25 protein-coding genes are annotated in these 23866 nt (G+C 71.3%); 8 read left to right on the top strand and 17 right to left on the bottom strand.

Features of this window, described 5'->3' with window-relative positions; genetic code table 11:
• Nucleotides 1-147: 147 nt before the first annotated feature.
• The 9 genes from ABZ806_RS15200 to ABZ806_RS15160 form a co-directional block, all read right to left on the bottom strand.
• Nucleotides 148-1035 (bottom strand): STM4011 family radical SAM protein, encoded by an 888-nt coding sequence (locus ABZ806_RS15200; protein WP_500217879.1) that lies wholly within the window; start codon nucleotides 1033-1035, stop codon nucleotides 148-150.
• Nucleotides 1035-2315, bottom strand: coding sequence for an STM4012 family radical SAM protein (locus ABZ806_RS15195; protein ID WP_500217878.1), 1281 nt, complete (start codon nucleotides 2313-2315; stop codon nucleotides 1035-1037). The genes ABZ806_RS15200 and ABZ806_RS15195 overlap by 1 nt, the downstream gene beginning before the upstream one ends.
• Nucleotides 2312-3112, bottom strand: a complete 801-nt coding sequence (locus ABZ806_RS15190) for an STM4013/SEN3800 family hydrolase (RefSeq protein ID WP_500217877.1) — start codon at nucleotides 3110-3112, stop codon at nucleotides 2312-2314. The genes ABZ806_RS15195 and ABZ806_RS15190 overlap by 4 nt, the downstream gene beginning before the upstream one ends.
• Nucleotides 3100-4167 (bottom strand): STM4014 family protein, encoded by a 1068-nt coding sequence (locus ABZ806_RS15185; protein WP_500217876.1) that lies wholly within the window; start codon nucleotides 4165-4167, stop codon nucleotides 3100-3102. The genes ABZ806_RS15190 and ABZ806_RS15185 overlap by 13 nt, the downstream gene beginning before the upstream one ends.
• Nucleotides 4164-5144 (bottom strand): STM4015 family protein, encoded by a 981-nt coding sequence (locus ABZ806_RS15180; protein WP_500217875.1) that lies wholly within the window; start codon nucleotides 5142-5144, stop codon nucleotides 4164-4166. The genes ABZ806_RS15185 and ABZ806_RS15180 overlap by 4 nt, the downstream gene beginning before the upstream one ends.
• A complete protein-coding gene (locus tag ABZ806_RS15175) occupies nucleotides 5141-6106 on the bottom strand; it encodes an STM4015 family protein (RefSeq protein ID WP_500217874.1) in 966 nt (321 codons plus the stop codon). The genes ABZ806_RS15180 and ABZ806_RS15175 overlap by 4 nt, the downstream gene beginning before the upstream one ends.
• A gap of 151 nt (nucleotides 6107-6257) precedes the next feature.
• On the bottom strand, nucleotides 6258-7073 hold the full coding sequence (locus ABZ806_RS15170; protein ID WP_500217873.1) for a MetQ/NlpA family ABC transporter substrate-binding protein: 816 nt from the start codon (nucleotides 7071-7073) through the stop codon (nucleotides 6258-6260).
• A 20-nt stretch (nucleotides 7074-7093) separates the two neighbouring features.
• Entirely contained in the window at nucleotides 7094-7750 is a 657-nt protein-coding gene (locus tag ABZ806_RS15165) for a methionine ABC transporter permease (protein ID WP_500217872.1), read from the bottom strand.
• Nucleotides 7747-8745 (bottom strand): methionine ABC transporter ATP-binding protein, encoded by a 999-nt coding sequence (locus ABZ806_RS15160; protein ID WP_500217871.1) that lies wholly within the window; start codon nucleotides 8743-8745, stop codon nucleotides 7747-7749. The genes ABZ806_RS15165 and ABZ806_RS15160 overlap by 4 nt, the downstream gene beginning before the upstream one ends.
• Nucleotides 8746-9388: 643 nt before the next feature.
• Here ABZ806_RS15160 and ABZ806_RS15155 point away from each other — a divergent pair.
• From ABZ806_RS15155 to ABZ806_RS15140, 4 genes are all read left to right on the top strand, one after another.
• Nucleotides 9389-9955: a hypothetical protein gene (locus tag ABZ806_RS15155; RefSeq protein WP_500217870.1), complete on the top strand. Its 567-nt coding sequence runs from the start codon at nucleotides 9389-9391 to the stop codon at nucleotides 9953-9955.
• Between the two features lie 39 nt (nucleotides 9956-9994).
• Nucleotides 9995-10576 (top strand): TetR/AcrR family transcriptional regulator, encoded by a 582-nt coding sequence (locus tag ABZ806_RS15150; RefSeq protein ID WP_500217869.1) that lies wholly within the window; start codon nucleotides 9995-9997, stop codon nucleotides 10574-10576.
• Between the two features lie 83 nt (nucleotides 10577-10659).
• On the top strand, nucleotides 10660-11409 hold the full coding sequence (locus ABZ806_RS15145) for an SDR family NAD(P)-dependent oxidoreductase (RefSeq protein ID WP_500217868.1): 750 nt from the start codon (nucleotides 10660-10662) through the stop codon (nucleotides 11407-11409).
• Between the two features lie 39 nt (nucleotides 11410-11448).
• Nucleotides 11449-12138, top strand: a complete 690-nt coding sequence (locus tag ABZ806_RS15140; protein WP_500217867.1) for a class I SAM-dependent methyltransferase — start codon at nucleotides 11449-11451, stop codon at nucleotides 12136-12138.
• Here ABZ806_RS15140 and ABZ806_RS15135 read toward each other — a convergent pair.
• From ABZ806_RS15135 to ABZ806_RS15115, 5 genes are all read right to left on the bottom strand, one after another.
• A complete protein-coding gene (locus ABZ806_RS15135) occupies nucleotides 12135-12740 on the bottom strand; it encodes a response regulator (RefSeq protein WP_500217866.1) in 606 nt (201 codons plus the stop codon). The genes ABZ806_RS15140 and ABZ806_RS15135 overlap by 4 nt on opposite strands.
• Nucleotides 12737-13879, bottom strand: coding sequence for a sensor histidine kinase (locus ABZ806_RS15130; protein WP_500217865.1), 1143 nt, complete (start codon nucleotides 13877-13879; stop codon nucleotides 12737-12739). The genes ABZ806_RS15135 and ABZ806_RS15130 overlap by 4 nt, the downstream gene beginning before the upstream one ends.
• A 74-nt stretch (nucleotides 13880-13953) precedes the next feature.
• Nucleotides 13954-14598: an ABC transporter ATP-binding protein gene (locus ABZ806_RS15125; protein WP_500217864.1), complete on the bottom strand. Its 645-nt coding sequence runs from the start codon at nucleotides 14596-14598 to the stop codon at nucleotides 13954-13956.
• 91 nt (nucleotides 14599-14689) lie between these two features.
• Nucleotides 14690-15970 carry an alpha-amylase family glycosyl hydrolase gene (locus ABZ806_RS15120; protein ID WP_500217863.1) on the bottom strand — a complete coding sequence of 427 codons (1281 nt, stop codon included), beginning with the start codon at nucleotides 15968-15970 and terminating at the stop codon, nucleotides 14690-14692.
• A 40-nt stretch (nucleotides 15971-16010) separates the two neighbouring features.
• Complete coding sequence (locus tag ABZ806_RS15115; protein WP_500217862.1) at nucleotides 16011-16433, bottom strand: MarR family winged helix-turn-helix transcriptional regulator; 423 nt, start codon at nucleotides 16431-16433, stop codon at nucleotides 16011-16013.
• Nucleotides 16434-16471: 38 nt separating this feature from the next.
• Between ABZ806_RS15115 and ABZ806_RS15110 the strand changes: the two genes are divergently transcribed.
• Entirely contained in the window at nucleotides 16472-17017 is a 546-nt protein-coding gene (locus ABZ806_RS15110) for a hypothetical protein (protein ID WP_500217861.1), read from the top strand.
• Between the two features lie 539 nt (nucleotides 17018-17556).
• Here ABZ806_RS15110 and ABZ806_RS15105 read toward each other — a convergent pair.
• Entirely contained in the window at nucleotides 17557-18720 is a 1164-nt protein-coding gene (locus ABZ806_RS15105; protein WP_500217860.1) for a lactate 2-monooxygenase, read from the bottom strand.
• Between the two features lie 148 nt (nucleotides 18721-18868).
• Here ABZ806_RS15105 and ABZ806_RS15100 point away from each other — a divergent pair, with 148 nt between their 5' ends.
• Nucleotides 18869-21358 (top strand): DNA gyrase/topoisomerase IV subunit A, encoded by a 2490-nt coding sequence (locus ABZ806_RS15100; RefSeq protein ID WP_500217859.1) that lies wholly within the window; start codon nucleotides 18869-18871, stop codon nucleotides 21356-21358.
• A 43-nt stretch (nucleotides 21359-21401) separates the two neighbouring features.
• Here the strand turns inward: ABZ806_RS15100 and ABZ806_RS15095 are convergent, their stop codons facing one another.
• Complete coding sequence (locus ABZ806_RS15095) at nucleotides 21402-22175, bottom strand: ATP-binding protein (RefSeq protein WP_500217858.1); 774 nt, start codon at nucleotides 22173-22175, stop codon at nucleotides 21402-21404.
• 181 nt (nucleotides 22176-22356) lie between these two features.
• Here ABZ806_RS15095 and ABZ806_RS15090 point away from each other — a divergent pair, with 181 nt between their 5' ends.
• Nucleotides 22357-23265 (top strand): helix-turn-helix domain-containing protein, encoded by a 909-nt coding sequence (locus tag ABZ806_RS15090; RefSeq protein WP_500217857.1) that lies wholly within the window; start codon nucleotides 22357-22359, stop codon nucleotides 23263-23265.
• A complete protein-coding gene (locus ABZ806_RS15085; protein ID WP_500217856.1) occupies nucleotides 23255-23458 on the top strand; it encodes a DUF397 domain-containing protein in 204 nt (67 codons plus the stop codon). The genes ABZ806_RS15090 and ABZ806_RS15085 overlap by 11 nt, the downstream gene beginning before the upstream one ends.
• 134 nt (nucleotides 23459-23592) lie before the next feature.
• Here ABZ806_RS15085 and ABZ806_RS15080 read toward each other — a convergent pair whose 3' ends face one another.
• On the bottom strand, nucleotides 23593-23835 hold the full coding sequence (locus tag ABZ806_RS15080) for an Imm74 family immunity protein (RefSeq protein ID WP_500217855.1): 243 nt from the start codon (nucleotides 23833-23835) through the stop codon (nucleotides 23593-23595).
• Between the last annotated feature and the right edge of the window lie 31 nt (nucleotides 23836-23866).

Below are 23866 nucleotides of genomic sequence, written 5' to 3'. Positions count from 1 at the left end.
GGCGCCCGCCCCGCACGGCCTCCGCGCCCGTTCCCGGGGTCCGGCTCCTGCCGTGCCCCGCCCGGTCCTCTCGCCACCTGCCGGATCACGAAACCCCGCCGGAGTGACCACCCTCGGTCAATCCCCGATCCGGCCGCGCCGGGGGCGTCAACGGCCGGCGGTCGTCGGCCCGGTGCGGGCTCGGGCGAGGGCGCGGAGGGTCGGGATCCGTTCCAGGATGCCGTCGGTGAAGGTCTCGTAGAGGCCCAAGGGCTCCAGGTGGACGTAGCCGATGTGGCAGTCGCAGGCGTCCAGCGGGCAGGGGCGCGGGGCCAGGGCGTCGCGGAACGTGCCGTCGTAGAGGTTGCCCAGGACGGACGGGACGAAGTGGCAGCGGCGGACCGTCCCGTCGCCGTCCACCGACACCACCGTCTCGCCGGTCCGGCACGGGAGCCCGCGGCTGGCGTGCGGGCGGCGGCTGAGCGGGAACAGCGGGTCGATCTCGGTCCAGGAGGCGGCCTCGGCGTCGTCGTAGACGCGTCCTTCGGCGGCGTTGACCCATAGGTACGTGCCGTCGGGCAGGTCGGCGCGCAGGCGGCGGGCGGCGTCGAGGTGGTCGGGCTGCCCGACGATCCCGACGCTGAACCGGACGCCGCGGTCGGCCAGGTCGCGGCATTTGCCGAGGAAGCGTTCGTAGGGGACCTGGCCGGGATGGTAGGTCGCCCACAGCGCGAGCCGGGTGAGGTCGGCGCCGGCCGTCCAGGAGACTCGGTGGCTGAGGTTGGTCTGGATGGCGACGCGTTCGACGTGCGGCAGGTGGCTCAGCGTCGTCAGGGCCTCCCGGTACCAGGAGCGGACCAGGCCCTCGCCCCACGGTGTGAACAGGACGGAGACCGGGTGGCCGCAGGCGGCGACCCACGTGGTGAAGCGTTCGAGTGCGGCGCGGTCGGCCCGTAGCTGGGTCGGTGTGTCGCGTCGCTTGGCGAACGGGCAGTAGGGGCAGTCGTAGTCGCAGCTCGCCAGCGGACCCCGGTAGAGGATCGTGAGGTGGTCCATCAGCGCGCCTCGTATGCGTCCATGAGGGTCTGGACGCGGGCCGAGAAGAGCGCGGGGCCGATGGCGTCGGAGTAGGCGAGCCCCTCCGGCGTCAGCCGCAGTGCGGTGTCGGACGTCTCCAGCCAGCCGCGGTCGCCGAACGGTGCGAGAGCGGCGGCGAAGTCGGTCAGCAGGTCGGTGCCGAAGCGCGCGCGGTACGCGGCCCGGTCGACGCCGGTCGCCTGGAGAAGTGATTGGACCAGGTGGCGGCGGCGTTGCTCGGCATCGTCGAGGGTGAACCCCACGCGGGCGGTCGTGAAGTCGGTTTCGCTCACATAAGAGTCGATGATGGAGCGCACCTGGCTCGCGCCGACCGCGTACTCGAACGAGTAGTGCAGCGAGGACGTGTAGGAACGCGCCCCGCAGCCCAGGCCGACCATGCCGTCGGTCTGGCAGCAGTACTCGGTGTCGTTGGCGGCATCACCGGGGCGGCGGAACATCCGCATCGACACCTGCTCGTAGCCCTCGGCCAGGAGGTGGTCACGGCCGACGCTGTAGAGGGTGAGGCGCTGGTCGTCCCAGTCGTGGGCGCGGCGTCCCAGGCCGGTCAGCGGGCGGACGTACAGCGGGTACAGGTAGATCTCCTCCGGGCGCCACGCGAGAGCGGCGTCCAGGGAGTGCATCCAGGTCACGGGTGTCTGGCCGTCGATGCCGTAGATGAGGTCGATATTGAGGGTCGGGAAGCCCACGGCCCGGATGCGGTCCAGCGCGGCCTCCACTTCGGCGCGTTTCTGGGGCCGGACCGCCGCGCGGGCCTCGTCGTCCAGGAAGCTCTGCACGCCGATGGAGATCCGGGTGGTTCCGCGTTCGGCGAGGACGGTCAGCCGGTCGGTGGTGGCGGTGGCCGGTGACGTCTCCACGCCCAGCGGGATCGAGCCGAAGCCCTGGAAGCGTCCTGCGATGTCGCAGAGGCGTTCCAGTTCGGGCGCGGTGAGGTAGGTCGGTGTTCCGCCGCCGAACGCCGCCGTGGCGAAGACGGGAGCGTCCAGGGCGTCGAGTACGGCGGTCGCCTGCCGGTCGAGTGCGTCCAGGTAGGCGCCGGTCAGTTCTTCGGGCGCGCCGGTGCGGGTGAAGAGGTTGCAGAAGCCGCAGCGCATCTCGCAGAAGGGGATGTGGAGGTAGAGGAAGAGCGCGTCGAGCGACTCCCCCGCCCACACGTCCCGCAGCGGGGGCGAAGGGTGCAGCGGACGGTAGGCGGTCTTGTGCGGGTACGCGTACACGTATCCCTGGTAAGGCTTCACGGCAGAACGAACTCCCCGTACGGAACGGTCCAGACGACCTCGTGGCCGATGCGGTGCCCGGTGTGGCCGTCTTCGCCGTAGGCCGTCCCGTGGTCGGAACAGACGATGACGAAGCACGGACGGCGCATCAGTGCGAACAGGCGGCCGATGTGGGCATCGACGTGGCGGAGGGCGGCGGCGTGGCTGGCGCGCGTGTCCCCGTCCGCCCGGGTGGCATCGGGCAGGTAGAACCAGTTGGGCTGGTGCAGGGACGCGACGTTCACCAGCAGGAACAGCCGCCGGTCGGACGGCAGCCGCCCCATGATCTGGGCGACGCGGCCGATCTGGTTGGGCAGGGCCTCGGGGTCGGTGACGCCGAAGCCGCGTTCCCAGTGGCTCTCGGCGAACAGCGACGGCAGCGCCGACCCGAGCGGCGTCAGCTTGTTGAAGAACCCCACGCCGCCCACGCAGGCCGTGTGGTAGCCGGCGGCGGCGAGCCCGGACGGCAGGTCGGCGGCGTCGAACGTCCATGTACCGGACGCGGTCGTCTCGCTTCCCGGGAACGCCCCCGCGAACAGGCGGGGGTGCGGCCCGGGGGACGCGGGCGTCGGCATGAACCCGGCCAGCATCGCGGCGTGCGCGGCGTAGGTGAAGCTGCCCGGCGTGTGCCGCCGCTCCCAGGCGCCTCCCGGCAGCAGCCCGGTCAGCGTGGGCGTCTCGCCGGACGCGGCCAGTTCGGCGGCCACGTCGTAGCGCAGCGTGTCGAGCGTCACCAGCAGCAGATCGTGGCTGCCGATGACGGCGTTCATATCGTGCATGGGAGCAGCCCGACCTGCGCGGCATAGGTGTCGAGCCCCTCGGCGGGACCACCGGGCAGACCGGTGAGCCTGGGAAGCAGGTCACCGAACGCGTTGACCTCGCACACCGCGAACCGTTTCAGCCCCGCCCCGACGAGCAGGTCGACGCCGACCATCGGACTGCCCGGGAAACAGGCTGCGGCCCGCGCGCACACGTCGAGTGCCCGCCGCCATCCGTCCTCGCCGACCGCGCGCCGCACGGCCCCCAGGTCTCCCCTGGCTCCGCCGAGATGCAGGTTGGTCATCGGTGTGCGGCTCGTCCGGACGACCGCGTGCGTGGGATCACCGCCGATGACGACGACCCGAAGGTCGAACACGCGGCCGTCCAGTGCGGCCTTGGGCAGCCACCGCTCCACGTGGAGGCCGTCCGGTGCGAGCAGGCCGATCAGCGCCGCGACCTCCTCCTCGGTCTCGTAGGAGCGCACGCGCAGCGAGTTGAACAACTGCCCGCCCACCATGGACGCCGAGGTCACGGCACGGACCCGGCCGCCCGGCGCGGTCTGCAGCGCGACGACCCCGGACGCGGACGAGCCGTGCGCCGGCTTGACGAACACCCGGCGCTCCCCCGACTCCTCCATCCGGGACCGGAGCGCCGCGTACCCGTCGATTCCCGGCAGCGCGGCCGGAACGGGCACCCCCGCGGCCTGGAGGCGCGCATGGGCGGGCCGCTTGTCGAACATGACCGCGATCTCCTCGACGTCGCCGAGGACCCGCGCCCCGGCCGCCGACGCCTCCGCGGACAGCCGCCGCAGCGCCGCCGTGAACGTCCGGTACCAGCGCGCGCCGCCGCCCACCCGGGCCGGGTCGCCCGGACCGCGCAGCAGCGCGTCGGCCTCGCGGTCCTCCCCCGGCGAGTCGATGCGCACGGCGTCGCCCGCGCGCACGTCCAGGGGCAGGCCGCGCAGGACGTCCGTCCACGGGACGAGGCGCGGCTCGGGCAGCCCGGCTGACAGGCACGCCGCCGCGAACAGCGCGGGACGCCGGTCACCCGGCGTCCCCACCACCACGAGGCTCATTCGGCGACCGCGATGTAGGAGCCGCTCATCTCGAAATCGAACTGGCGCCACTCGGGCTTCAGCCATTCGGGGCGGCCCTGCGGATCGTCCAGGTTCACCCGGACTCCCGGCAGCGCGTCCCGCACCCGCGCGCCCATCTCCTCGGTCAGGTAGTGGTGGTGCAGGTCGAGTTCGGCGAGGTGGCCGAGCGGACGGCCGGACAGCAGCGCCTCCGCGCCCGCGTCGGTGAGCGTGCCGAGCGCGAGGCTCAGCGACTCCAGCCGCGCGACGACGGGCGCGTCCGCCACGGCCTCGGCGATCCGGTCGTGGCGGGCGGCGTTCTCCAGGCCGAGCCGGCGCAGCGCGGGCAGCCGCTCGCCCGCGAGGATCGGCGCGAGGCCGTCGAGGAGGGCCGGCCCGTCCATCGGGGCGCCGCCCATCCACAGGTCGAGGTGGCGCAGCCCCGGCAGGTCGCTGTCGACCACCGACCGGACGATCTCGGGGGGCAGCATGGCCGCCTCGAACCGCAGCGTCCGCAGCCGCGCGCCGGCGGCGCCGGCCAGCGGCGCGAACCGCAGGCCCTCGGAGCCGCGGACCTCGAAGTGCGCCAGGTCCGGGAACGCCTCGAACAGCGGCGACACGTCGGTGTGCTTGATCCATGAGAGGTGCAGGTCCCAGTCGCGGATGTCGCCGAGGAACAGCGCCCGCAGCCGGGGCAGCCGGCCGGCGGCGGCCACCAGCCGCTCCACCGGGTCGAACTCGCGGCAGTCGAACCCCCAGAAGCCGATGACGAGGTGCGTGACCTGTGTCGTGTCGACCTCCCGGAGGAACCGGTCGAAGTTCTCGGGGACCTCGGCGCCCCACACGCCGTTGTCGTGGACGTGGTGGTAGATCCCCCAGGCGGCCTCCCCGGGGGCGGGGTGCGGGCCGCCCTCCGGGTCCCCGTCGAAGGCGTGGACGGGGAGCCCGGCGAACGTCGAGAGGCGCTCGTCGTTCATTCCGATACCGCGATGAAGCGCCAGTCGCCGTCCGGCTTCTCCTGGTCGCCCAGGTCGACCTCGACGCCGGGCAGCGCCGCCTTCACCCGCTCGACCATCGCGTCCGACAGGAAGTGGTGGTGCAGGTCCAGTTTGCGCAGGTGGGTGAGCGGCTGCCCGGCCAGCAGCGCCTCCGCGCCCTGGTCGGTGAGGACGCCCATGGCGAGGCTGAGCGACTCCAGGCGCGCCACGACGGGCGCGCCGGCGACGGCCGCGGCGACCTCGTCCTGGATCTCGCTGTCCTCCAGGCCGAGGTGGCGCAGCGCGGGCAGCCGCTCGCCGCTGAGCAGCGGCGCGAGGTCGGCGGCCGCGGCGTCGCCGCCGTAGTTGTCCTCGCCGAGCCACAGGTCGAGGTGCGTCAGGTTCGGCAGCTCGCTCGCGCCCACGGCCCGGACGACCGCGGCCGGCAGCCCGCCCGACTCGAACCGCAGCACCGTGAGGACGTCGCTCTTGACCGGGTCGAGGCTCAGGCCCTGCGATCCGCGCACCTCGAAGCGCTCCAGGCCGGGGAACGCGGCGAACAGCGGCGTGATGTCGGTGTGCTCGATCCAGGAGATCTCCGCCTCCTCGCCGGTGATGTCGCCGAGGAACAGCGCCCGCAGCTTCGGGAAGGACGCGGCGGCCTTGGTGAGCAGGTCGACGGGGTCGGCGGCGCCGCTGTCGTAGTCCGCCCCCCAGTAGCCGATGATCAGCGCGGTGACCTCGGTGGTGTCGACCGCCCGCAGGAACCGCGCGAAGACGTCGCCGAACTCCTCCTCGTCGAAGGACGTGCCGACGAACCAGGCGGCCTCGCCCGCCGCCGGCAGGTCCTGCGCGACCGCTGGATCGACGGCTTCCGTGCCGCCGTCCTCCGGCCGGGTGTCCTCGTTGAACGTCTGCACCGGCAGGCCGGCGTATTCCTCAAGGTGCTGGTAGATGCCCATGGGTCCCCTTTTGCGAGTTCGTCGGCACATGTCCTATCAGGACGGGCGGACAAACCGCGCCGGTTTCCGTCCGGACGGCACTCCCGCGCCTTGGCGCCGGCCGGACGGAGACCGGTACGTACGGGGACCGGTACGTCAGGAGGCGATCACGTCAGGAGGCGATCAGCACCGAGCCCTTGTACTTGTCCTCGACGAACTTCTTCACCTCGGGGCCCTGCAGCAGCTGGACGAGCTTCTTCACGCGCGCGTCGTCCTTGTTCTCCGGCAGGGTGACGATGCCGTTGGCGTACGGGTTGCCCTCGGCCTTCTCGGCGGCGAGCGCGTCCTTGTTCGGGGCGAGCCCGGCCTCGATGGCGTAGTTGCCGTTGATGACCGACAGGTCCACGTCCTCCAGCGACCGGGGCAGCTGCGCCGCCTTGACCGGCTTGAACTTCAGGTTCTTGGGGTTGCTCGCGATGTCGCGCGGGGTCGCGCTCGTCGGCGCGTCCGGCTTCAAAGTGAGCAGGCCGTTGGCCGCGAGCAGCTTCAGCGCGCGCCCCTCGTTGGCCGGGTCGTTCGGGACGGCGACCTGCGCGCCCCGCGGGACGTCCTGCAGGCTCTTCAGCTTCGCCGAGTACACGCCGAGCGGCTCCAGGTGGACGGGCGCGACGAACGTCAGCTTCGTCCCCGACTGCTTCTCGAACTCCTCCATGAACGGCACGTGCTGGAAGTAGTTCGCCGTGACCTGCTTCTCCTTCAGCGCGGTGTTCGGCTGCTGGTAGTCGTTGAACGTCACGATCTCGATCTCGAGCCCGGCCTCGGCGGCCAGATTGTCCTTGACGTAGGCGAGGATGTCGCCGTGCGGGACGGGGTTGACCGCGACCTTCAGCGGGGCGCCCGGATCGTCGGACGCCTCCGAGCTCCCGCACGCGGTGAGCCCCGCGAGGAGACCGACGGAGGCGAGCGCGACAGTGATCTTGCGAAGCACGACAAGTGCCTTTCTGTGGGTTACCGGTGGTTCAGGCGGCGGGCGACGAGGTCCCCCGCGGCCTGGATGAGCAGGACGACGACGACGAGCAGCGCGACGGTGGCGACCATGACCTTGGTCTCGAAGCGCTCGTAGCCGTAGACGACGGCGAGGTTGCCGAGCCCGCCGCCGCCGACCGTCCCCGCCATGGCCGTGTAGCCGATCAGCGCGATGACGGTGACGGTCAGCCCGGACACCAGGCCCGGCCGCGCCTCGCGCAGCATGACCTTGCCGACGATCTCCCGGCGGCTCGCGCCCATCGCGTCCGCCGCCGCGACCACGCCCGGGTCGACCTCGCGGAGCGCGATCTCGACGAGCCGCGCGTAGAACGGGATCGCGCCGATCGTCAGCGGGACGATCGCGGCGGCGTTGCCGATGCTGGTGCCGACGACGATCCGGGTGAACGGGATGATCGCCACCATCAGGATCAGGAACGGCAGCGACCGGCCGATGTCGACGACGACGCCGAGCGCCCGGTTCACCGGCGGCGCGGGCAGCAGCCCGCCGCGGTCGGTGACCACCAGCAGCACGCCGAGCGGCAGGCCGAGGACGACGGTGAACAGCGTGGCGACGCCGGTCATGTAGAGGGTGTCCACGGTGGCGGGCCACAGCAGCGGGGTGACCTCGTCCCAGGTCATCGCAGGTTCTCCAGGTTCTTGACGTCGACGGACAGGCCGGAGTCGCGGAGGAAGGCCAGTTGCGCGGCGTTCGTGCCGGGGTCGCCGGGCAGTTCGAGCTGGAGCCGCCCGACGCGCTCGCCGCCGACCGTCTCCACGGCCCCGCCGAGGATGTTCACATCGAGGGAGTACTTGCGGGCGAGCCCCGACACGAACGGCTCGTCGGTGGTGCCGCCGGTGAAGGTGACCTCGATGAGCGTCCACCCGTCGCGGGGCTCGGCCGCGGGCAGCGGGAACAGGTCCCGGGCCAGCTCCGAGCCCGGCCGGGCGAGCAGCCGGTTCACCGGCCCCGACTCGGTGAGCCGGCCGTCCCGCATGACCGCGGCGGAGTCGCAGATGCGCTTCACCACGTCCATCTCGTGGGTGATCAGCAGGATGGTGAGGCCGAGCCGCCGGTTGAGGTCGCGCAGCAGCTCCAGGATCGACGCGGTCGTCTCCGGGTCGAGCGCGGAGGTGGCCTCGTCCGACAGCAGCACCTTGGGGCGTCCGGCGAGGGCACGGGCGATGCCGACGCGCTGCTTCTGCCCGCCGGAGATCTGCGCCGGATACGCCTTCGCGTGCTCGTCGAGCCCGACCAGCTCCAGCAGCTCGGCGACGCGCCGCGCCCGCTCGGCCCGCGGGACGCCCATGACCTCCAGCGGGAACGCGACGTTCCCGGCGACCGTCCGGCTGCCGAGCAGGCCGAAATGCTGGTGGATCATGCCGATGCCCTGGCGGGCGCGGCGCAGGCCCGCGCCGCGCAGCGCGAGCAGGTCCTGCCCGCCGACCGCGACGCGGCCGGCGTCCGGACGCTCAAGGAGGTTGACGCAGCGCAGCAGGGTGCTCTTGCCGGCGCCGCTGCGCCCGAGGACACCGAAGACCTCGCCCTCGGCGACGGTCAGATCGACCCCGTCGACGGCGACGACCTCCCGGTCGCGGTCGCGGTAGCTTTTCCGAAGTTTCTCGATCTGGATCACAGGAAATCATCCATGCAGGCAGGGACGCCGGACGTGCGGCAATGGTCAGGACGAGCGGCAATGGTCAGGACGAGCGCCGAAGGCCGGGACGCGCGGCAATGGCCGGGACGCGCGGCGGCGGTCAGGACGACGCATGCCGCGCGGAGCGCGCGAACCTTCGGCGGCGGCGTTCAGGAAAGGCCGGGCGGGAAGGGCGCGTGGCTCAGCAGATGGTGTTCGAAAGGCATGTGCGACTCGGGGGTCTCGCGGACGGCTCGCTTCGGGGCGCGAGGCTCAGGCAGGGGCCCTCAACGGTCACACATTCGCCGGCAGCACGTACGCCGCACGGCCCGCGGCATCGGCGGGCAGTGCTCACGGCACAGGCGTACGGAGGACATGTCAGCAGTTAACCCGCTTCACACGCCTGGCGGCAACTCGACCGGGTGTGACGTCGATCGCGCCGCGTCGCGGCGGCCCCGCAGGCGGCGTTCACCCAGCGTGTCACCTTGATCGACGATCCGGTGAACGGTGTTCGGCAAAGCATGGAAGGGAGTACGTCAGATGGGTGAAACCAGACGAGCCGGACCTCTAGAGTGAGTGCCACGTGGGGGCCCTCTCGCCAGGGGGCCCTTTGTCCTGCCTGCATGATCCAGAGGTCCCGAACATGAACGACCACGAGGTGCACGAGGAGTGCATGCGGCTCCTCAGGGACGGCCTGCCCGTTCCCGCTCCCGCCGCCTTCGAGCAGGGACGGGACTTCCTTCCGCTCGGACTCGACATGGACGGCGACGTCGCCGTCGTCACGTTCCTCCATCAGTGGGGCGACGCGTCGGCGTTCGTCGAGGGCTGGACGTTCCACAAACGCGACGGGGAGTGGCGGGAGCTCGGCGGCGCCGGCGGGTTCGCGCCCGCCGAGCCGCTGTCGCGCCGCTCGTCCGGGGAGATGGGCCGGCACCTGCTGAAGTACGGGTCGGGCCGGACCGTCCGCAACTCCAACCGGCTGCTGCCGTGGGGCGCCAAGTGGGTGAACGAGGCGCGGCTGCGGGCCTCGGCGGAGGTGGCGCGGATCCGGGTCGGCGCCCGGATCCTGGACGTCCCCGAGCACGGGCACGTCGTCGTGGTCTGGGGCGCCCGCCGGGGGCCGGTCGTGGAGGCGCTCGCCGCCGACGGCTCGGTGCTGGACGCCATGGACCTCGACCGCCCGGCCGTCGGCGCGCGCTCGCAGAGCTGATATTTGACCGTTCGTTCTTGAACGGGTTACCGTGCTGCCATGGCACGGTCCAAGGAGTTCGACCCCGATCTCGCGCTGCGCCGCGCGCTCGACCTGTTCTGGGAGCGCGGCTACGAGGCGACCTCCATGGCCGATCTCGTGGCGCATCTCGGCATCGCCCGCGCCAGCGTCTACGCGACGTTCGGCGGTAAGCACGAGCTGTACCTGAAGGCGCTCGAACGCTATCTCGCCGACACCGACCCGAAGATCGCCGAGGCGCTGTCGCAGCCGGGGCCCGTCCTGCCCGCGGTGCGCACGCTGATCGAGCACTACGCCGCGGAGTCGGCCGCCGACCGGCCGCGGCGCGGCTGTCTGGTGGTCAACACCGCGGTCGAGCTGGCCGCGCGCGACGCCGAGGCCGCCCGGCTCGTCGAGGCGAGCTGGACCTTCCTGGAGGCGTCGCTGACGTCGGCGCTGACCCGCGCCCGGGCGCAGGGCGAACTGCCGCCGGACCGCGACCCGCGGTCCCTGGCGCGGCTGCTGCTCGTCCTGTTCCAGGGCATGCGCGTCCTCGGCCGTGCCCCCGCCGACGAGGGCCGCCTGCGGGACGCGACGCGCGAGGCGATCGCCCTGTTCGACTGACCCCTGCCACCGCCCGGCCGCCCGGCCGGGCTTCTTCTCGCCTTCATTCGAGACCGATCGATCTAGAATATGGGAGTCCAGCCATGACCTTCAGCGGCAAGACCGTCCTCATCACCGGCGGCGCCGGCGGCATCGGCCGCGCGATCGCGCACGCCTTCGCCCGGGAGGGCGGCACGGTCGTCCTCGCCGGACGCGACGTGGCCGCGCTCGCCGACGCCGTCAAGGAGATCGGTACGGACACGGCCGAGCACGTGGTCGCCGACGTGGCCGACGCCGCGTCCGCCGCCCGCATGGTCGAGACGGTGACCGGGCGCCACGGCCGCCTGCACGCCGCGGTCAACAACGCCGGAATCCTCGGCCCGGTCGGGCCGGTCGCCGACCTCGACCCCGACTCGTGGGGCGGCGTCCTCGCGGTGAACCTGACCGGGGTCTTCCTGTCGATGAAGCACGAGATCGCCCATATGCGGACCCACGGCGGCGGGACGATCGTCAACGTCTCGTCCAACATCGGCGCGCACGGACGGCGTCCCGGCATGGCCGCGTACGCGGCGTCCAAGGCCGGGGTCAGCGTCCTGACGCGCACGGCGGCACTCGACCACATCGCCGACGGCGTCCGCATCAACGCCGTCAGCCCCGGGGCGAGCGACACCCCGATGTCGCTCCTGCCGGGCGAGAGCGAAGCCGGCCGCGCCGCCCGCATGCGCACGGCCAGCCCGGAAGGACGTGTGGCGGACACGTCCGAGGTCGCCTCGACCGTCCTGTGGCTCGCATCCGACGCGTCGACCCACGTGGTGGGTCACGACCTCGTCATCGACGGCGGCGCCACCGCGTGACAACGCTTTTCCCGGCGCGTCACCGGGCAGACTCACCCCATGGCCCTCGAACCCGGTTACGACTCCGACCCTGAGCCCTTCCGCCTCGCGGGCAGGGTCATCAGGAAGTATCTGATCGGGGCACGGAGCCTGCACGACCACATCGCCGCGAAACTGCTGAGGGCGGGCGCCTCCCGCGTCCTGGACATCGGCTCGGGGGAGGGCGCCCTCAGCGCCGCCCTCCCCCACCCGCCGCCCCTGCGGCTCGTGGGCCTGGACGTGTCCGCGGCCCTGCTGTGCGCGCACCCGGGCGCGCGGGTGCGGGCGGACGCGCTGCGCCTCCCGTTCCGGGACGGCGCGTTCGACGCGGCCGTGGCCGTGAACCTGCTCCAGCACCTGGACGCCCCCGAGCGAGCGCTGCGCGAGGCCCGCCGCGTCCTGGCCCCCGGCGGGCTGCTGCTGGCGTCCGCGAACTGCCGGGACGACAGCCCCGAACTGTCACCCGTCTGGCGCCCCGAACCCGGCCCGTTCGACGCCGAGGACGCCCCGGACCGCGTCTGCGATGTCTTCGGCGAGGTCGAGGTGGAACGCTGGGACGCCCCGCTGATCACGCTCCCCGACCGCGCCGCGATCCGCGACTACCTGATCGCCCGGCACGTCCCCCGCCCGGCGGCCGCCGAGGCCGCCGCTCGGCTCCGCACCCCGCTCCCCGTCACCAAGCGCGGCTCCCTGGTCGTCGCCCGCCGCTAGAACCAGCCGAGGTCGTGGGCGGTGCGGGCGGCGGCGTGGCGGTTGTCGGCGCCGAGCTTGGTGACGGCGGCGGACAGGTAGTTGCGGACGGTGCCCTCCGACAGGCCGAGGTCGCGGGCGATGCGGGAGACCGGGGCGCCGCCGGCGGCGGCGCGCAGGGCGTCCAGCTCGCGCGGGGTGAGCGGGCACTCCTCGGCGGCGAGCGCGTCGGCGGCGAGCTGCGGGTCGATGTAGCGGGCGCCGGCGGCGACCTGCCGGACGACCTCGGCGAGCCGCCGGCCGGGCGCGTCCTTGCCGAGGAAGCCGCGGACGCCGGCCGCCATGGCGCGGCGCAGGTTGCCGGGCCGCCCGTGCGCGGTGACGATCACCAGCCGGCAGCCGGGCAGGTCGCGGGCGAGCCGCTCGGCGGCGGCGAGCCCGTCCAGGCCGGGCATGTCGATGTCGAGGACGGCGACGTCGGGCTTGAGGGCGAGGGCGCGCTCGACGGCCTCGTCCCCGCGCCCCACGTCGGCGGCGACCTCGATGCCCTCCTCGGTCTCCAGCAGCAGGACCAGCGCCTCCCTGATCAGGAGGTGGTCGTCGGCCAGCAGCACGCGGATCATGCCTCACCCTTCGCTCGCGCCGGGACGGCGGCGGGGACGGCCGCGGTCACCCGGAACGCCCCGTCGCCGGCCGGTCCCGCGCTGAACTCGCCGCCGGCCGCGCCGATCCGCTCGGCGAGTCCGGCCAGGCCGCTGCCGGCCGCGCCGGTGCGGCGCCGGGCGCCGTCGTTGACGATCTCCATCCGGACGCCGTCGCGGCCGGCCTGGACGGTGATCTCGCACCAGGTGGCGCTGGAGTGCCGCAGGACGTTCGTGGCGGCCTCGCGGGCGACCCAGCCGAGCGGCTCGTGGACGTGCGCGGGCAGCGACGGCGACACCTCGGGACGCTCGCACCTGATCCCGGCGGCGCGCAGCACGGCGGACATCCCGTCCAGTTCGGTGCGCAGGGACGTCGTCCGGTAGCCGCGGACGACCTCGCGCACGTCTCGGACGGCGTCCCGCGCCATCGTCTGGATCTCGGTCAGCTCCTTGCGGACGCGCCCGTCGTCGCGCTCCACGAACCGTTCGGCGACCTCGGCGCGCAGCGCGACCGCCTGGAGGCTGTGGCCGAGGACGTCGTGCAGGTCACGGGCGAACCGGAGCCGCTCCTCCCCCACGGCCGACCGGGCCAGCTCGGCCCGCGCCTCCCGGAGCTCCTGGACGACGTGGAACAGCCAGACCGTGAGGTATCCGGAGAAGGCGGCGAGCGGCACCCCCGCGATCTCGTACAGGACGCCCAGGACGGGAAGCCCAAGCAGCAGCCCGTAGGCGGGGGTCAGGACGGCCGCTGCGGCCGTCACGGCGATCGCCTCCCGGACGGGCAGCACGACGGCGATCAGCCCGGCCGGCACGAGCAGCGCGTTCCCCCAGCCGGGGCCGGTGTCGAGCAGCGGCGGCAGCGCCCAGCAGATCAGCGCGATCGCGGCGAGCCCGAGCCGGTGGGCGGGCGCGGTGCGGCGCATCAAGTTCTGCCACAGCAGCCGCGCGTACAGGCCGAACGCGGCGCCGACGCCGGTGAGCGCGAGGAGCAGGTGCCCCGCCTCGCGCCGCTCGGCGATCTCGTACCAGAGCGCCGGCAGCAGGAGCCCGGACATGGTCAGCACCGTCATCCCCACGATGATCGCGGCGATGACGGTGGGACGCGGGATACCGGGCTGCACGCGCCCAGCGTATGCGGACGGCACGACGGTGGCTGCTCGGTGGCGGCTCGGTGGCGGGCGGGGGGCGCGGCCGGTCAGGCGGCGCGGAGCCGGACGGCGTCCCGGCCGGTGACCAGGCGGCCCTCGTCCAGGATCCCGACCCGGTCGGCGCGGCACGCCTCGCCGGGGTCGCGGGTGGTGACCACGACGCTGACGCCGCCGGCGGCCAGCATGCGCAGGACGGACCACACCTCGCGGGCGGCTCCGGCGTCGAGCCCGGCGGTGGGCTCGTCGAGGAACAGGACGTCCGACCGGCCGACCAGGGCGAGCGCGAGGTCGAGCCTGCGCCGCTGCCCGGGGAAGAGCTGCTCGAACGGGACATCGGCGATGTGGGTGAGGCGGGCCAGGCGCAGGGCCTCGTCCCGGGTGATCGGGTCGAGCGTCCAGCGCCGCCACGTGTCGATGACCTCGGTGACGGTCAGCCCCGGGAACAGGCCGCCGTCGCGCCACACGGCCCCGGCACGCGCGGAGTCGCGGTCGTCGTAGGGGTCCGCGCCCCGGAACCGGACGGTCCCGCTTGTGGGGCGGCGTAGGCCGGCGAGCATTTCCAGGAGAGTGGTCTTGCCTGAGCCGTACCGGCCCAGCAGCGCGTAGACCTCGCCCTCGGCCACGGTGAACGAGACGTTCCGCACGGCCTCGTTCAGGTCCAGGTCGCGTACCTCGATCACGGGTGCCTTCATGACATCCATGCTCGCCGCCGGTTGCGCGTACGTGCAGTCACAGGCGTCAGAAGGCCACCGTGAGGAGTTCAGGGGTGGGCCATGACAAATGTCATGGTTCGGCGATCGCCCATCCGGTCGGAGGGATGGTGGCGCCGTCGGCGGTGAAGGTCGCTTCACCGGCTACGCACGTCCAGTCGGCGGCGGGAAGGTCCACCGTGACCGGCTCATCGTCCAGGTTGAGGACGACCGCTAGCCGCTCTGCGCCGCGGCCCACTGTGTAGGAGAGAACCGTGTTGGTCAAGGTGGCGACCGTGGTCTGGGCGCGGACGAGCCAGGGGTGGCGGCGCCTCAGGCCGATCAGCTCTTGGTATAGCCGGTGGTGGGGGGCTGCGTACCCGGGGGTCTCGTCGGGACGTCCCGGAAAGGCCGGCCGTATGGCGTCGTCCCCGCCAACGCGTTCTTCCTTGATGCCTTCGAACCCGAACTCGTCACCGGCGTAGATGGACGGGACACCACCGGTGGTCAGCAGGATCACGAGGGCATGCCGCTGGTGCTCTTTTCGGTCCAGGCGGCTGGCGATGCGGGTCACGTCGTGGTTGCCGAGGAAGGTCTGCGGGGCGAACGTGTCGAGCATCGTGTTGTGCCGGTCGAGCGTGTGCGCCAGTTCGAAGAAGTTGCGGTCGTTGAGTGAGCTCCAGATGGCCTTCCAGAGTTCGTACTGGGTGACGGAGTCGAAACCGGTGTGCTCGACGAGGCGGATGTAGTCGCCGTGGATGACCTCGCCGACGAACCAGGCATCGGGGAAACGCGCGCGGACCCGGTCGGTCACCGTCCGCCAGAACGGTGGCGGGACGGCGTACGCGGCGTCGAGACGCCAGCCGTCTATGCCGCGCTCCAGCCAGTGGGTCATGACGTCGGCGACGTAGGCGGCGACTTCGGGCTCGGCGTGGTTCAGCGTGACGAGCCGGTCGTGCCCTTCGAAGGTGCGCAGGTCCGGGTGGAACCAGGTGCGGTACGGGGAGTCGTCGCCGTTGGCCGTGACGTCCCCGAAGGGCGGGAAGCCCCGCCCGACATGGTTGAAGACTCCGTCGAGCAGAACCCTGACGCCCTTCCGGGACGCCTCGTCGATGAGCCGTTCGAGGTCGTCCTCGTCGCCGAGCCTCGGGTCGACGCGGTAGTGGTCGACGGTGTCGTAGCCGTGGGTCTCGGACGCGAACACGGGGCCGAGCGCGAGCCCGTTGCAGCCGAGCCCGACAAGGTGATCGAGCCAGCCGGTCAGCCGTGCGAGCCTGTGCACCCGGGACGCGCCCTCGGGTCGTGCCTCGCGTTCGGCGCCGACGAAACCGAGCGGGTAGACGTGCCACCAGATGGCGTGATCGGGCCAGCGCATGCCCGTTCCCCTACCCCGAAAAATAGTACGTACTCACGAACTATTCTGTGAGCCGTCCCATGAGCCTGGCGGCGATCTGGAGGACGTCGCGCTCGGTCTGCGAGAGGCCGGCGAGCGCGCCCGTGAGCCAGGCGTCGCGCTCCCCCATGTCGCGGCGGAGGGCCTCCACGCCCCGCTCGGTGATGGTCAGCACGACCTGACGCCGGTCGCGCTCATCGCGCGCCCTGGTGACGAGCCCGTCGGCCTCCAGCTCGGCGAACACGCGCGTCAGCGACTGCGGCTTCTGGCCCTCCGCCTCGGCCAGGTCGCCGGGCGTGCCGGAGCCGTTCCGGTACAGGTGGCCGAGCACGACGAGCTTGTTGCTGCTCAGCGCGTCGGGCGAGCGGGCCGCGCGCATGCGGCGCGACATGCGCATGACCCCGTGCCGGATCTCCGCCACCGCCTCCATCGGAACGCCGTCCACAGTATTACGGTATCACTTACTAAATTCGAGAGGCGATCATGGCCGACGTCGGATTGCGCACGGGACGGCGGGCCGGGCTGCCGCGGGCCGCCCCTCTCGCGACGCCCGCCACCACGATGGCGGCGGTGCTCGCGGCCTTCGGCTCGGCCTGGCTGCTGGAACGGCTCGCCCATCTCGGTGCGGACATCGTCATGCAGGCGGTCGTCCTGTCCATCACGCTGGCCCGGACTCAGCGCGGCACCGCACCGGCCGGCCGACTCACCGGCCTCGTCGTGCTCCCCGCGGTCGCCCTTGCCGCGGTCGGCCTGGGAACGCTCATGTCCGACCGGCCGTTCGCGGGAGACGCGGCGTTCGTGCTGCTCGTGACGTCCGCCCTCTGGATCCGCCGGTTCGGGCCTCTGTTCACACGGACCGGGACGTTGGTGCTGCTGCCCGCGATCGCGCTCCTGATCCTGCCGCACACGCCGTCTTCGGGGCATGTGCTGTGGGCACCGGTGGTGGCGTTGATCGCGTGGTTCTGGGTCACCGCGTTCCAGACGCTCGCCGACCGCATCGCCCGGCCCGCTGGTCCTGGGTCGTGCTGACCGCGTGCATCGTCTGCAACGGCGCGCGTGGACGGGGAGACGCGCTGCACAAGGGCGTGCTGCGCGCGCTCGGCGCGACCGGTGGAACCTGCCTGGCGACCCTGGTGGCGGGGACGTTCGCCCCGGGGAGCCGGGGCTCGATCGCCCTCATACGCGGGACGTCCTGCGCCGCCGCGCGGCCGACGCGTTGGCCGTCCTCAGCGATGTCCTCGGAGGCGAGCCTGGCGCGCTGCACAGATTCGAGGACGCGGTCGCCGAACTGGACAAGCTGTACCCACCGCTGAGTATGCACCGCACCGTCACGCATCAGCGTCCACATCAAGCCGATGTCATCGACCATCTGCGTGGCATCGTCGTCCAGTTGCGCAGTGTCGGGCCTGATCCACGCCTCGGCGGGCTCCGGGCCAATGTCGGCGCCACACGCCGAGCCATCGCCAGGCGAACGGACGGCTTGCCCTCCCGTCCTGTCACCACCGAAGACGCACGTATCAGCGACATAGACGCGGCCTTGGCCGCGATCCACGCCATCTACGCGCCGGCTACCCGCGCACAAGAATGTCCGGAGTCAGCCCGTCCAGAGTCTTGATTCCAGAGAGCGTCATGGTCAGCTCCAGTTCGGCTTGGAGGCAACGCAAGACGTGCTGGACTCCGGCCTGACCGGCGAGCGCCAGCCCATAGGCGTACGGGCGCGCGACCAGGACGGCCTTGGCGCCGAGTGCGAGCGCCTTGGCGATGTCCGCTCCCGTCCGGATCCCGCTGTCGAACAGCACGGTCGCCTGGTCGTGGACGGCCTCGACGACGCCGGGCAGTGCGTCCAGGGAGGCGATGGCCCCGTCCACCTGGCGGCCGCCGTGGTTGGAGACGATGACCGCGTCCATGCCGGCGTCCACGGCCTGGCGGGCGTCGTCGGGATGCTGGATGCCCTTCAGCGCGATGGGCCCGTCCCAGTGGTCCCGCAGGAAGATGAGGTCGTCCCAGGTGAGGCTGGGGTTTCCGAAATTGGCGACCCAGTGCAGGATCGCGGTGTCCCTGTTGGCGTCGGTGATCTCACCGCCGACGGCCTTCTGGAAGACCGGATCGCTGAAATAGTTCGCGACACCGATGCCGCGCAGGAACGGCAGGTACGCCTGGTTCAGATCGCGCGGGCGCCATGCCAGCGTGAACGTGTCGAGCGTGACGACAAGGGCCGTGTAACCGGCTGCCTTGGCCCGCTCCAGGAAACTCACGGCGAGTTCCCGGTCCTTGGGCCAGTACAACTGGTACCAGCGAGGACCGTCCCCGTTGGCCTCGGCCACGTCCTCGATCGCATACGAGGACGCCGTGCTCAGCACGATCGGCACCCCCTCGGCCGCCGCCGCACGCGCCACCGCCAGTTCGCCGTCCGGGTGGAAGATCGACTGGACGCCGATGGGCGCGAGCAGCACCGGGGACGGCATCGCGGTGCCGAGCACCTCCACCGACAGGTCCCGGTCGGCGACGTCCCGCAGCATGCGCGGCACGATCCGCCACCGGTCGAACGCCTCCCGGTTGGCCCGCGCGGTCGCCTCGCTGCCCGCCGACCCCGCCACGTATCCGAACGCCGGCGCCGACAGGGCGCGCTCGGCGAGGCCCTCCAGCTTCGTCAGGTCCGTCGGCAGTGACGGGACGACGTCGCCGAGGCCCTGCAGGTAGATCGAGTTCTGGAAGTCGGCCAGCCCGCTCAAGGGAACCTCCACCTGGGGATATGGAAACCGTCCACCCTCAATCTGCCAGGTCTCGGAAGGTGACGGAACGGCACCAATCCACCGAGTTGGACGGCGCACTCGGTGGGGCGGGCGAAAGATGTCCCCGGGACCGGCCACAATGTTGGGCATGGCACGACGCGGATCCCAAGCCCCTCCACCTCCGCCGGACTTCGAAGAGAACATCGTCGACGTCGATGTCTCCGACGAGATGCGCGGCAGTTTTCTCGAGTACGCCTACTCGGTCATCTACCAGCGGGCGCTCCCCGACGCACGCGACGGCATGAAGCCCGTCCAGCGCCGGATCCTGTACTCGATGAACGAGATGGGGCTCCGCCCCGACCGCGGGCACGTCAAATGCGCCCGCGTCGTCGGCGAGGTCATGGGCAAGCTGCACCCGCACGGCGACAGCGCCATCTACGACGCGATGGTGCGGATGGCGCAGCCGTGGGCGATGCGGATGCCGCTCGTGGACGGGCACGGCAACTTCGGCTCGCTCGGCGGCGACGACATGCCCGCCGCCATGCGGTACACCGAGGCCCGGTTGTCGCGCGAAGCGATGCTGATGGTCGAGTCGATCGACGAGGACACGGTCGACTTCCGCCCGAACTACGACGGGCAGGAGCGCGAACCGGAGGTCCTGCCGGCCGCGTTCCCGAACCTGCTGGTGAACGGCGCGTCCGGCATCGCGGTCGGCATGGCCACGAACATGGCGCCGCACAACCTCGGCGAGGTCATCTCGGCGGCCCGGCACCTGATCGACAACCCCGACGCCACGCTCGAAGACCTGATGCGCTTCGTCCCCGGCCCCGACCTGCCCACCGGCGGCAAGATCGTCGGCCTGGAGGGCATCCGGGACGCGTACGAGCGCGGACGGGGCACGTTCCGCACGCGCGCCACGGTCTCCATCGAGAGCGTCACGCCGCGCCGCAAGGGCATCGTCGTCAGCGAACTCCCGTACTCCGTCGGGCCCGAGCGCGTGAAGGCCAAGATCAAGGAACTGGTCAACAGCAAGCGGATCCAGGGCATCTCGGACCTGAAGGACCTCACCGACCGCAATGTCGGGCTCCGCCTGGTCATCGAGATCAAGAACGGCTTCAACCCGGAGGCCGTCCTCGCCGACCTCTACCGGCTCACGCCGATGGAGGAGACGTTCGGCATCAACAACGTCGCCCTGGTCGACGGCCAGCCCCGCACGCTCGGCCTGCGCGACATGCTGCTGGTCTACGTCGACCACCGCATCGAGGTCGTCCGCCGGCGCTCGATGTTCCGCCGCAAGAAGCGCGAGGACCGCCTCCACCTGGTGGACGGCCTGCTCGTGGCGCTGCTGAACATCGACGAGGTCATCCAGGTCATCCGGCAGAGCGACGACGCCGCCCAGGCCAAGCAGCGCCTCATGCAGATCTTCGAACTGTCGGAGATCCAGGCGCAGTACATCCTGGACACGCCGCTGCGCCGCCTGACCAGGTACGACCGGCTCGAGCTGGAGAAGGAGAAGGAGCAGCTCGCCAAGGAGATCGCCAAGCTGACCGCGATCCTGGAGTCGGAGCGCAAGCTCCGCGGCGTGGTCTCCAAGGAGCTCGGCGACGTGGCGAAGGAGTTCAACACGCCGCGGCGGACGATCCTCCTCGAATCCTCGGGCCAGACGGCGGCCACGGCCGTCCCCCTCGAGGTGGCGGACGACCCGTGCACGGTGCTGTTCTCGTCCACCGGCCTCATGGCCCGCACCCACGACGCGTCGCCCCTTCCGGACAGCGGCCCCCGAGCCCAGCACGACGTCCTGACCTCGGTGGTCCCCGCGACGGCCCGAGGCCAGGTGGGTGCGGTGACCTCCCACGGCCGGATGATCCGCATCGACGTCCTGGATCTGCCGACACTGCCGCCCTCCGCCACACCCCCGTCCCTGGCGGGCGGAGCCCCGGTGGCCGAGTACGTCGACCTGGAACCGGACGAAACGGTCGTGGGCATCGCCTCCGTGGGCGAGGAGGGCGGCGGTCTGGCCCTCGGCACGGCCCACGGCGTGGTCAAGCGGGTGGTCCCCGACTTCCCCGCGAACCGCGACGAGTTCGAGGTGATCGGCCTGAAGGACGGCGACCGCGTGGTCGGCGCCGTCCAGTTGCTCTCCGAAGACCAGCACGTCGTCTTCATCACGACCGACGCCCAGCTCCTGCACTTCCCCGCGTCCCTGGTCCGTCCTCAGGGACGGGCGGCGGGCGGCATGGCGGGCATCAAGCTGGGCGCGGGGGCGAGCGTCATGTGGTTCGGCGCGTTGGACCCGGCCCGCGAGGCCCGAGTGATCACGATCTCGGGCTCGTCCACGGCACTCCCCGGCACGCAGACGGGCGCGATCAAACTCGCCGACTTCGCGGACTTCCCGGCCAAGGGCCGCGCGACGGGCGGCGTGCGAGCGCATCGCTTCCTGAAGGGCGAGGACGTGCTGCTCCAGGCATGGGCGGCCCCGACACCGCTCCGCGCGTCGGCCGCCAACGGCAAGCCGGCCATGCTGAACGTCACGATGGGCCGCCGAGACGGCTCCGGCGAGAGCCTGGACAAGCCCATCGTCTCCATCAGCGGCCCGATAGGCCCGGCCCCCGAGGAAGTCGAAACAGCCGAAGAGTGACGCAAAGAGGCCCCGGGCACCCTCGCCCGGGGCCTCTCACTCTTCACACTCCCGGCCGCACCCGGGCGTTGAGATCCTCGTTGCACCGGACGATCCCCTCCGCCACCTCGACAACATCACAGACCGGACGGCAGGCACCGCCCTCCGGCAAGGTGACGAAGAACGTCTCGTCCCGCACCCACACGGTGATCTCCGCCCGCACCGAGAGCACGGCCATCCGCCACCCCTCGCTCAGGTGAAGCGGCCCGATCCCCCGCGCTCCGAGCAACCGCCGCAACTCCCGAGCGGCCTCATGGCAGTCCCGCCGAGGCGGACACCACGACACGGCCGCAGGCAGCGCGAAGTAGACGACCTTCCCGGAAACCGGCACGGACCCGAGCATCGACCGACTCCGATGCGCACCCCACCGCCCCCGGTGCTCGACAGCCAGGGCATTGACCAGTTCAAGCCCACGCCCACCCTCGGCCTCGATCGGCGGACGAAGATTGGCCCTGGACGGCACCGTCCCACACCAGACCGCAGAGTCGAAGACCCGCACCACGACCTCCGTCCCACCCCCGCGCAGGTATATCTGCACCTCCGGCAGCCCCGCCGTAGGCGTGATCGCGAGCGGCCGCCCGCCCAGCGCATGCGCGAACACATTGGTGGCCAACTCGGAAACCATCGTGACCGCGTCGTCCACCATCCCCTCGGGCAGAAGCAGCGCCTCCAGCGTCTCCCGAACGCCCTCCCGCGCCACCCGAGCGCACCGAGCCTCCGGCGGCAACGCCCAAACCGCACCCCCACCCACCCGTACCACCCCGGCCGCACTGGACATATCCGACACCTCACCCCTCCACGACCCGCGACCGGAGAGCCACTCGCCGTGTCGGCACTGCGACGCATCGTGCTCCTGGACGGGCAGTGATCGCAAGTAGAAATGAAAAATTCCATTTCACCCTGCAAGTGATCTTGCAGAATCACCTCCGTGGACGTAGCGGACGCGGCACACTCAGTACATGCCTGAACGTCGCCCTACGATCCGGGAGCGCAAGCTCGCCGCCGAACTCCGCCGCCTGCGCGAACGATCGACCATGCGCCTCGACCAGGTCGTCGCCGAGCTACAGGCTCAGTGCGGAGGACGATGGTCCGCCCCGAAGCTGTCCCGCATCGAGACGGCGGCCCAGGGCATCAAGACCTCGGACGTGAACCAGCTCTGCGACCTCTACGACGTGTCGGCCGAGAAACGGGAAGCACTGCTCGCCCTGACCCGGACGGCACGCCAACGCGGCTGGTGGGACGCCTACGCCGACACGATCCATACCGACTACGCGGCCTACATCGAACTCGAAGCCGAAGCCAAGTCCCTCCGTTGCTACAACGCCCTGATGATCAACGGACTCCTACAGACCGAGGAGTACGCCCACGAGATCATCCGAGTGGGCCTCATGCAGTTCGCACCGATCTCGGAGGTCGATCGCCGGGTAGAGGTCCGTAGAACACGGCAGACACTCATCACACGCCAAGAACCCGAACCGCTCCGAGTGTGGTCGATCATCGATGAAGCCGCCCTCAGACGTACGATCGGCGGTCCAGAAGTGATGGCCAGGCAGTGTGATCACCTGGTCAGCCTCTCCGAGCATCCCAATGTGATGATTCAGGTACTGCCCTTCCCCGCAGGCGCCCACCCTGCAACGACTGGCGCCTTCGCCCATATGGAGTTCTCCGAGCACCACATGCCAGACATCGTCTACATCGATGGATTGACCAGCGCGCTGTACGTCGAGGACGACGCGCAGGTTCACACCTACTCGCTCGCGTTCAACCAGCTGGCAATGGCGGCCCTCGGGGTCGACGAGTCACTCACCATGATCTCCGACCTGGCCAGGCTGCATCGAAAGCGGCATATTGGTATCGATGAGCACTAAAAACAGCGAACCTCTATGGCGTAAGAGTTCTCGTTCAGCACAGGGAGCAGATTGCGTGGAGGTCGCGCAGCTCAGCGACGAGCTCGCGGTCCGCGACTCCAAGGACCCGGCCGGCCCCGTCCTCACATTCACCGCCGGCGCGCTGTCCACTCTCGTCCGCGCCATCAAGACGGGTGCCTGCGACCTTCCTTGACGGGGACGGTCCGCCGTGGCTGCGGGACTGCCTCGGCAGAGCAGCATCCGGTCTCGGCGTCGGATCTTGAGTAACAGCGGGAGGTCGGCGCGCGACGGCCGGAGCGTCGCGGTCCGCCGACGAGGCTTGCGTCGTCATTCATCTCGTCGGAGGATTGCGAATATCCAACCGCGGGCAGCCGCAGCTTCGATGACCTGGCTCAGGACGTCGGACTTCTCTGCGTCCTCCAGTGGGGCGCCATCCTCCCAATGGGTGATGTGCTCCGGGAAGATCAGGAAGTCGGGACGCCTCTCAAGTAGGGCTTCACCGACGACACGGAGAGTTCTGCCGTCAATGTCGACCAGGACGGTTCCCCTGTCGGGCCACCTGATGTCCATGCGCCACCGCCTGTCCGGAGCGGAGCCTGGT

Source organism: Spirillospora sp. NPDC047418 (genome assembly GCF_040643275.1).
Taxonomy (GTDB): Bacteria; Actinomycetota; Actinomycetes; order Streptosporangiales; family Streptosporangiaceae; genus Spirillospora.
The sequence above is the reverse complement of the archived record's forward strand: the minus strand, read 5'-3'. Positions and strand labels throughout refer to the sequence as shown.

Coding starts and splice junctions, on each gene's coding strand:
- ABZ806_RS15200 (WP_500217879.1), bottom strand. CDS start 1,035: ATGGACCACCTCACGATCCTCTACCGGGGTCCGCTGGCGAGCTGCGAC.
- ABZ806_RS15190 (WP_500217877.1), bottom strand. CDS start 3,112: ATGCACGATATGAACGCCGTCATCGGCAGCCACGATCTGCTGCTGGTG.
- ABZ806_RS15185 (WP_500217876.1), bottom strand. CDS start 4,167: ATGAGCCTCGTGGTGGTGGGGACGCCGGGTGACCGGCGTCCCGCGCTG.
- ABZ806_RS15180 (WP_500217875.1), bottom strand. CDS start 5,144: ATGAACGACGAGCGCCTCTCGACGTTCGCCGGGCTCCCCGTCCACGCC.
- ABZ806_RS15175 (WP_500217874.1), bottom strand. CDS start 6,106: ATGGGCATCTACCAGCACCTTGAGGAATACGCCGGCCTGCCGGTGCAG.
- ABZ806_RS15165 (WP_500217872.1), bottom strand. CDS start 7,750: ATGACCTGGGACGAGGTCACCCCGCTGCTGTGGCCCGCCACCGTGGAC.
- ABZ806_RS15155 (WP_500217870.1), top strand. CDS start 9,389: ATGAACGACCACGAGGTGCACGAGGAGTGCATGCGGCTCCTCAGGGAC.
- ABZ806_RS15150 (WP_500217869.1), top strand. CDS start 9,995: ATGGCACGGTCCAAGGAGTTCGACCCCGATCTCGCGCTGCGCCGCGCG.
- ABZ806_RS15145 (WP_500217868.1), top strand. CDS start 10,660: ATGACCTTCAGCGGCAAGACCGTCCTCATCACCGGCGGCGCCGGCGGC.
- ABZ806_RS15140 (WP_500217867.1), top strand. CDS start 11,449: ATGGCCCTCGAACCCGGTTACGACTCCGACCCTGAGCCCTTCCGCCTC.
- ABZ806_RS15135 (WP_500217866.1), bottom strand. CDS start 12,740: ATGATCCGCGTGCTGCTGGCCGACGACCACCTCCTGATCAGGGAGGCG.
- ABZ806_RS15125 (WP_500217864.1), bottom strand. CDS start 14,598: ATGAAGGCACCCGTGATCGAGGTACGCGACCTGGACCTGAACGAGGCC.
- ABZ806_RS15120 (WP_500217863.1), bottom strand. CDS start 15,970: ATGCGCTGGCCCGATCACGCCATCTGGTGGCACGTCTACCCGCTCGGT.
- ABZ806_RS15110 (WP_500217861.1), top strand. CDS start 16,472: ATGGCCGACGTCGGATTGCGCACGGGACGGCGGGCCGGGCTGCCGCGG.
- ABZ806_RS15100 (WP_500217859.1), top strand. CDS start 18,869: ATGGCACGACGCGGATCCCAAGCCCCTCCACCTCCGCCGGACTTCGAA.
- ABZ806_RS15095 (WP_500217858.1), bottom strand. CDS start 22,175: ATGTCCAGTGCGGCCGGGGTGGTACGGGTGGGTGGGGGTGCGGTTTGG.
- ABZ806_RS15090 (WP_500217857.1), top strand. CDS start 22,357: ATGCCTGAACGTCGCCCTACGATCCGGGAGCGCAAGCTCGCCGCCGAA.
- ABZ806_RS15085 (WP_500217856.1), top strand. CDS start 23,255: ATGAGCACTAAAAACAGCGAACCTCTATGGCGTAAGAGTTCTCGTTCA.
- ABZ806_RS15080 (WP_500217855.1), bottom strand. CDS start 23,835: ATGGACATCAGGTGGCCCGACAGGGGAACCGTCCTGGTCGACATTGAC.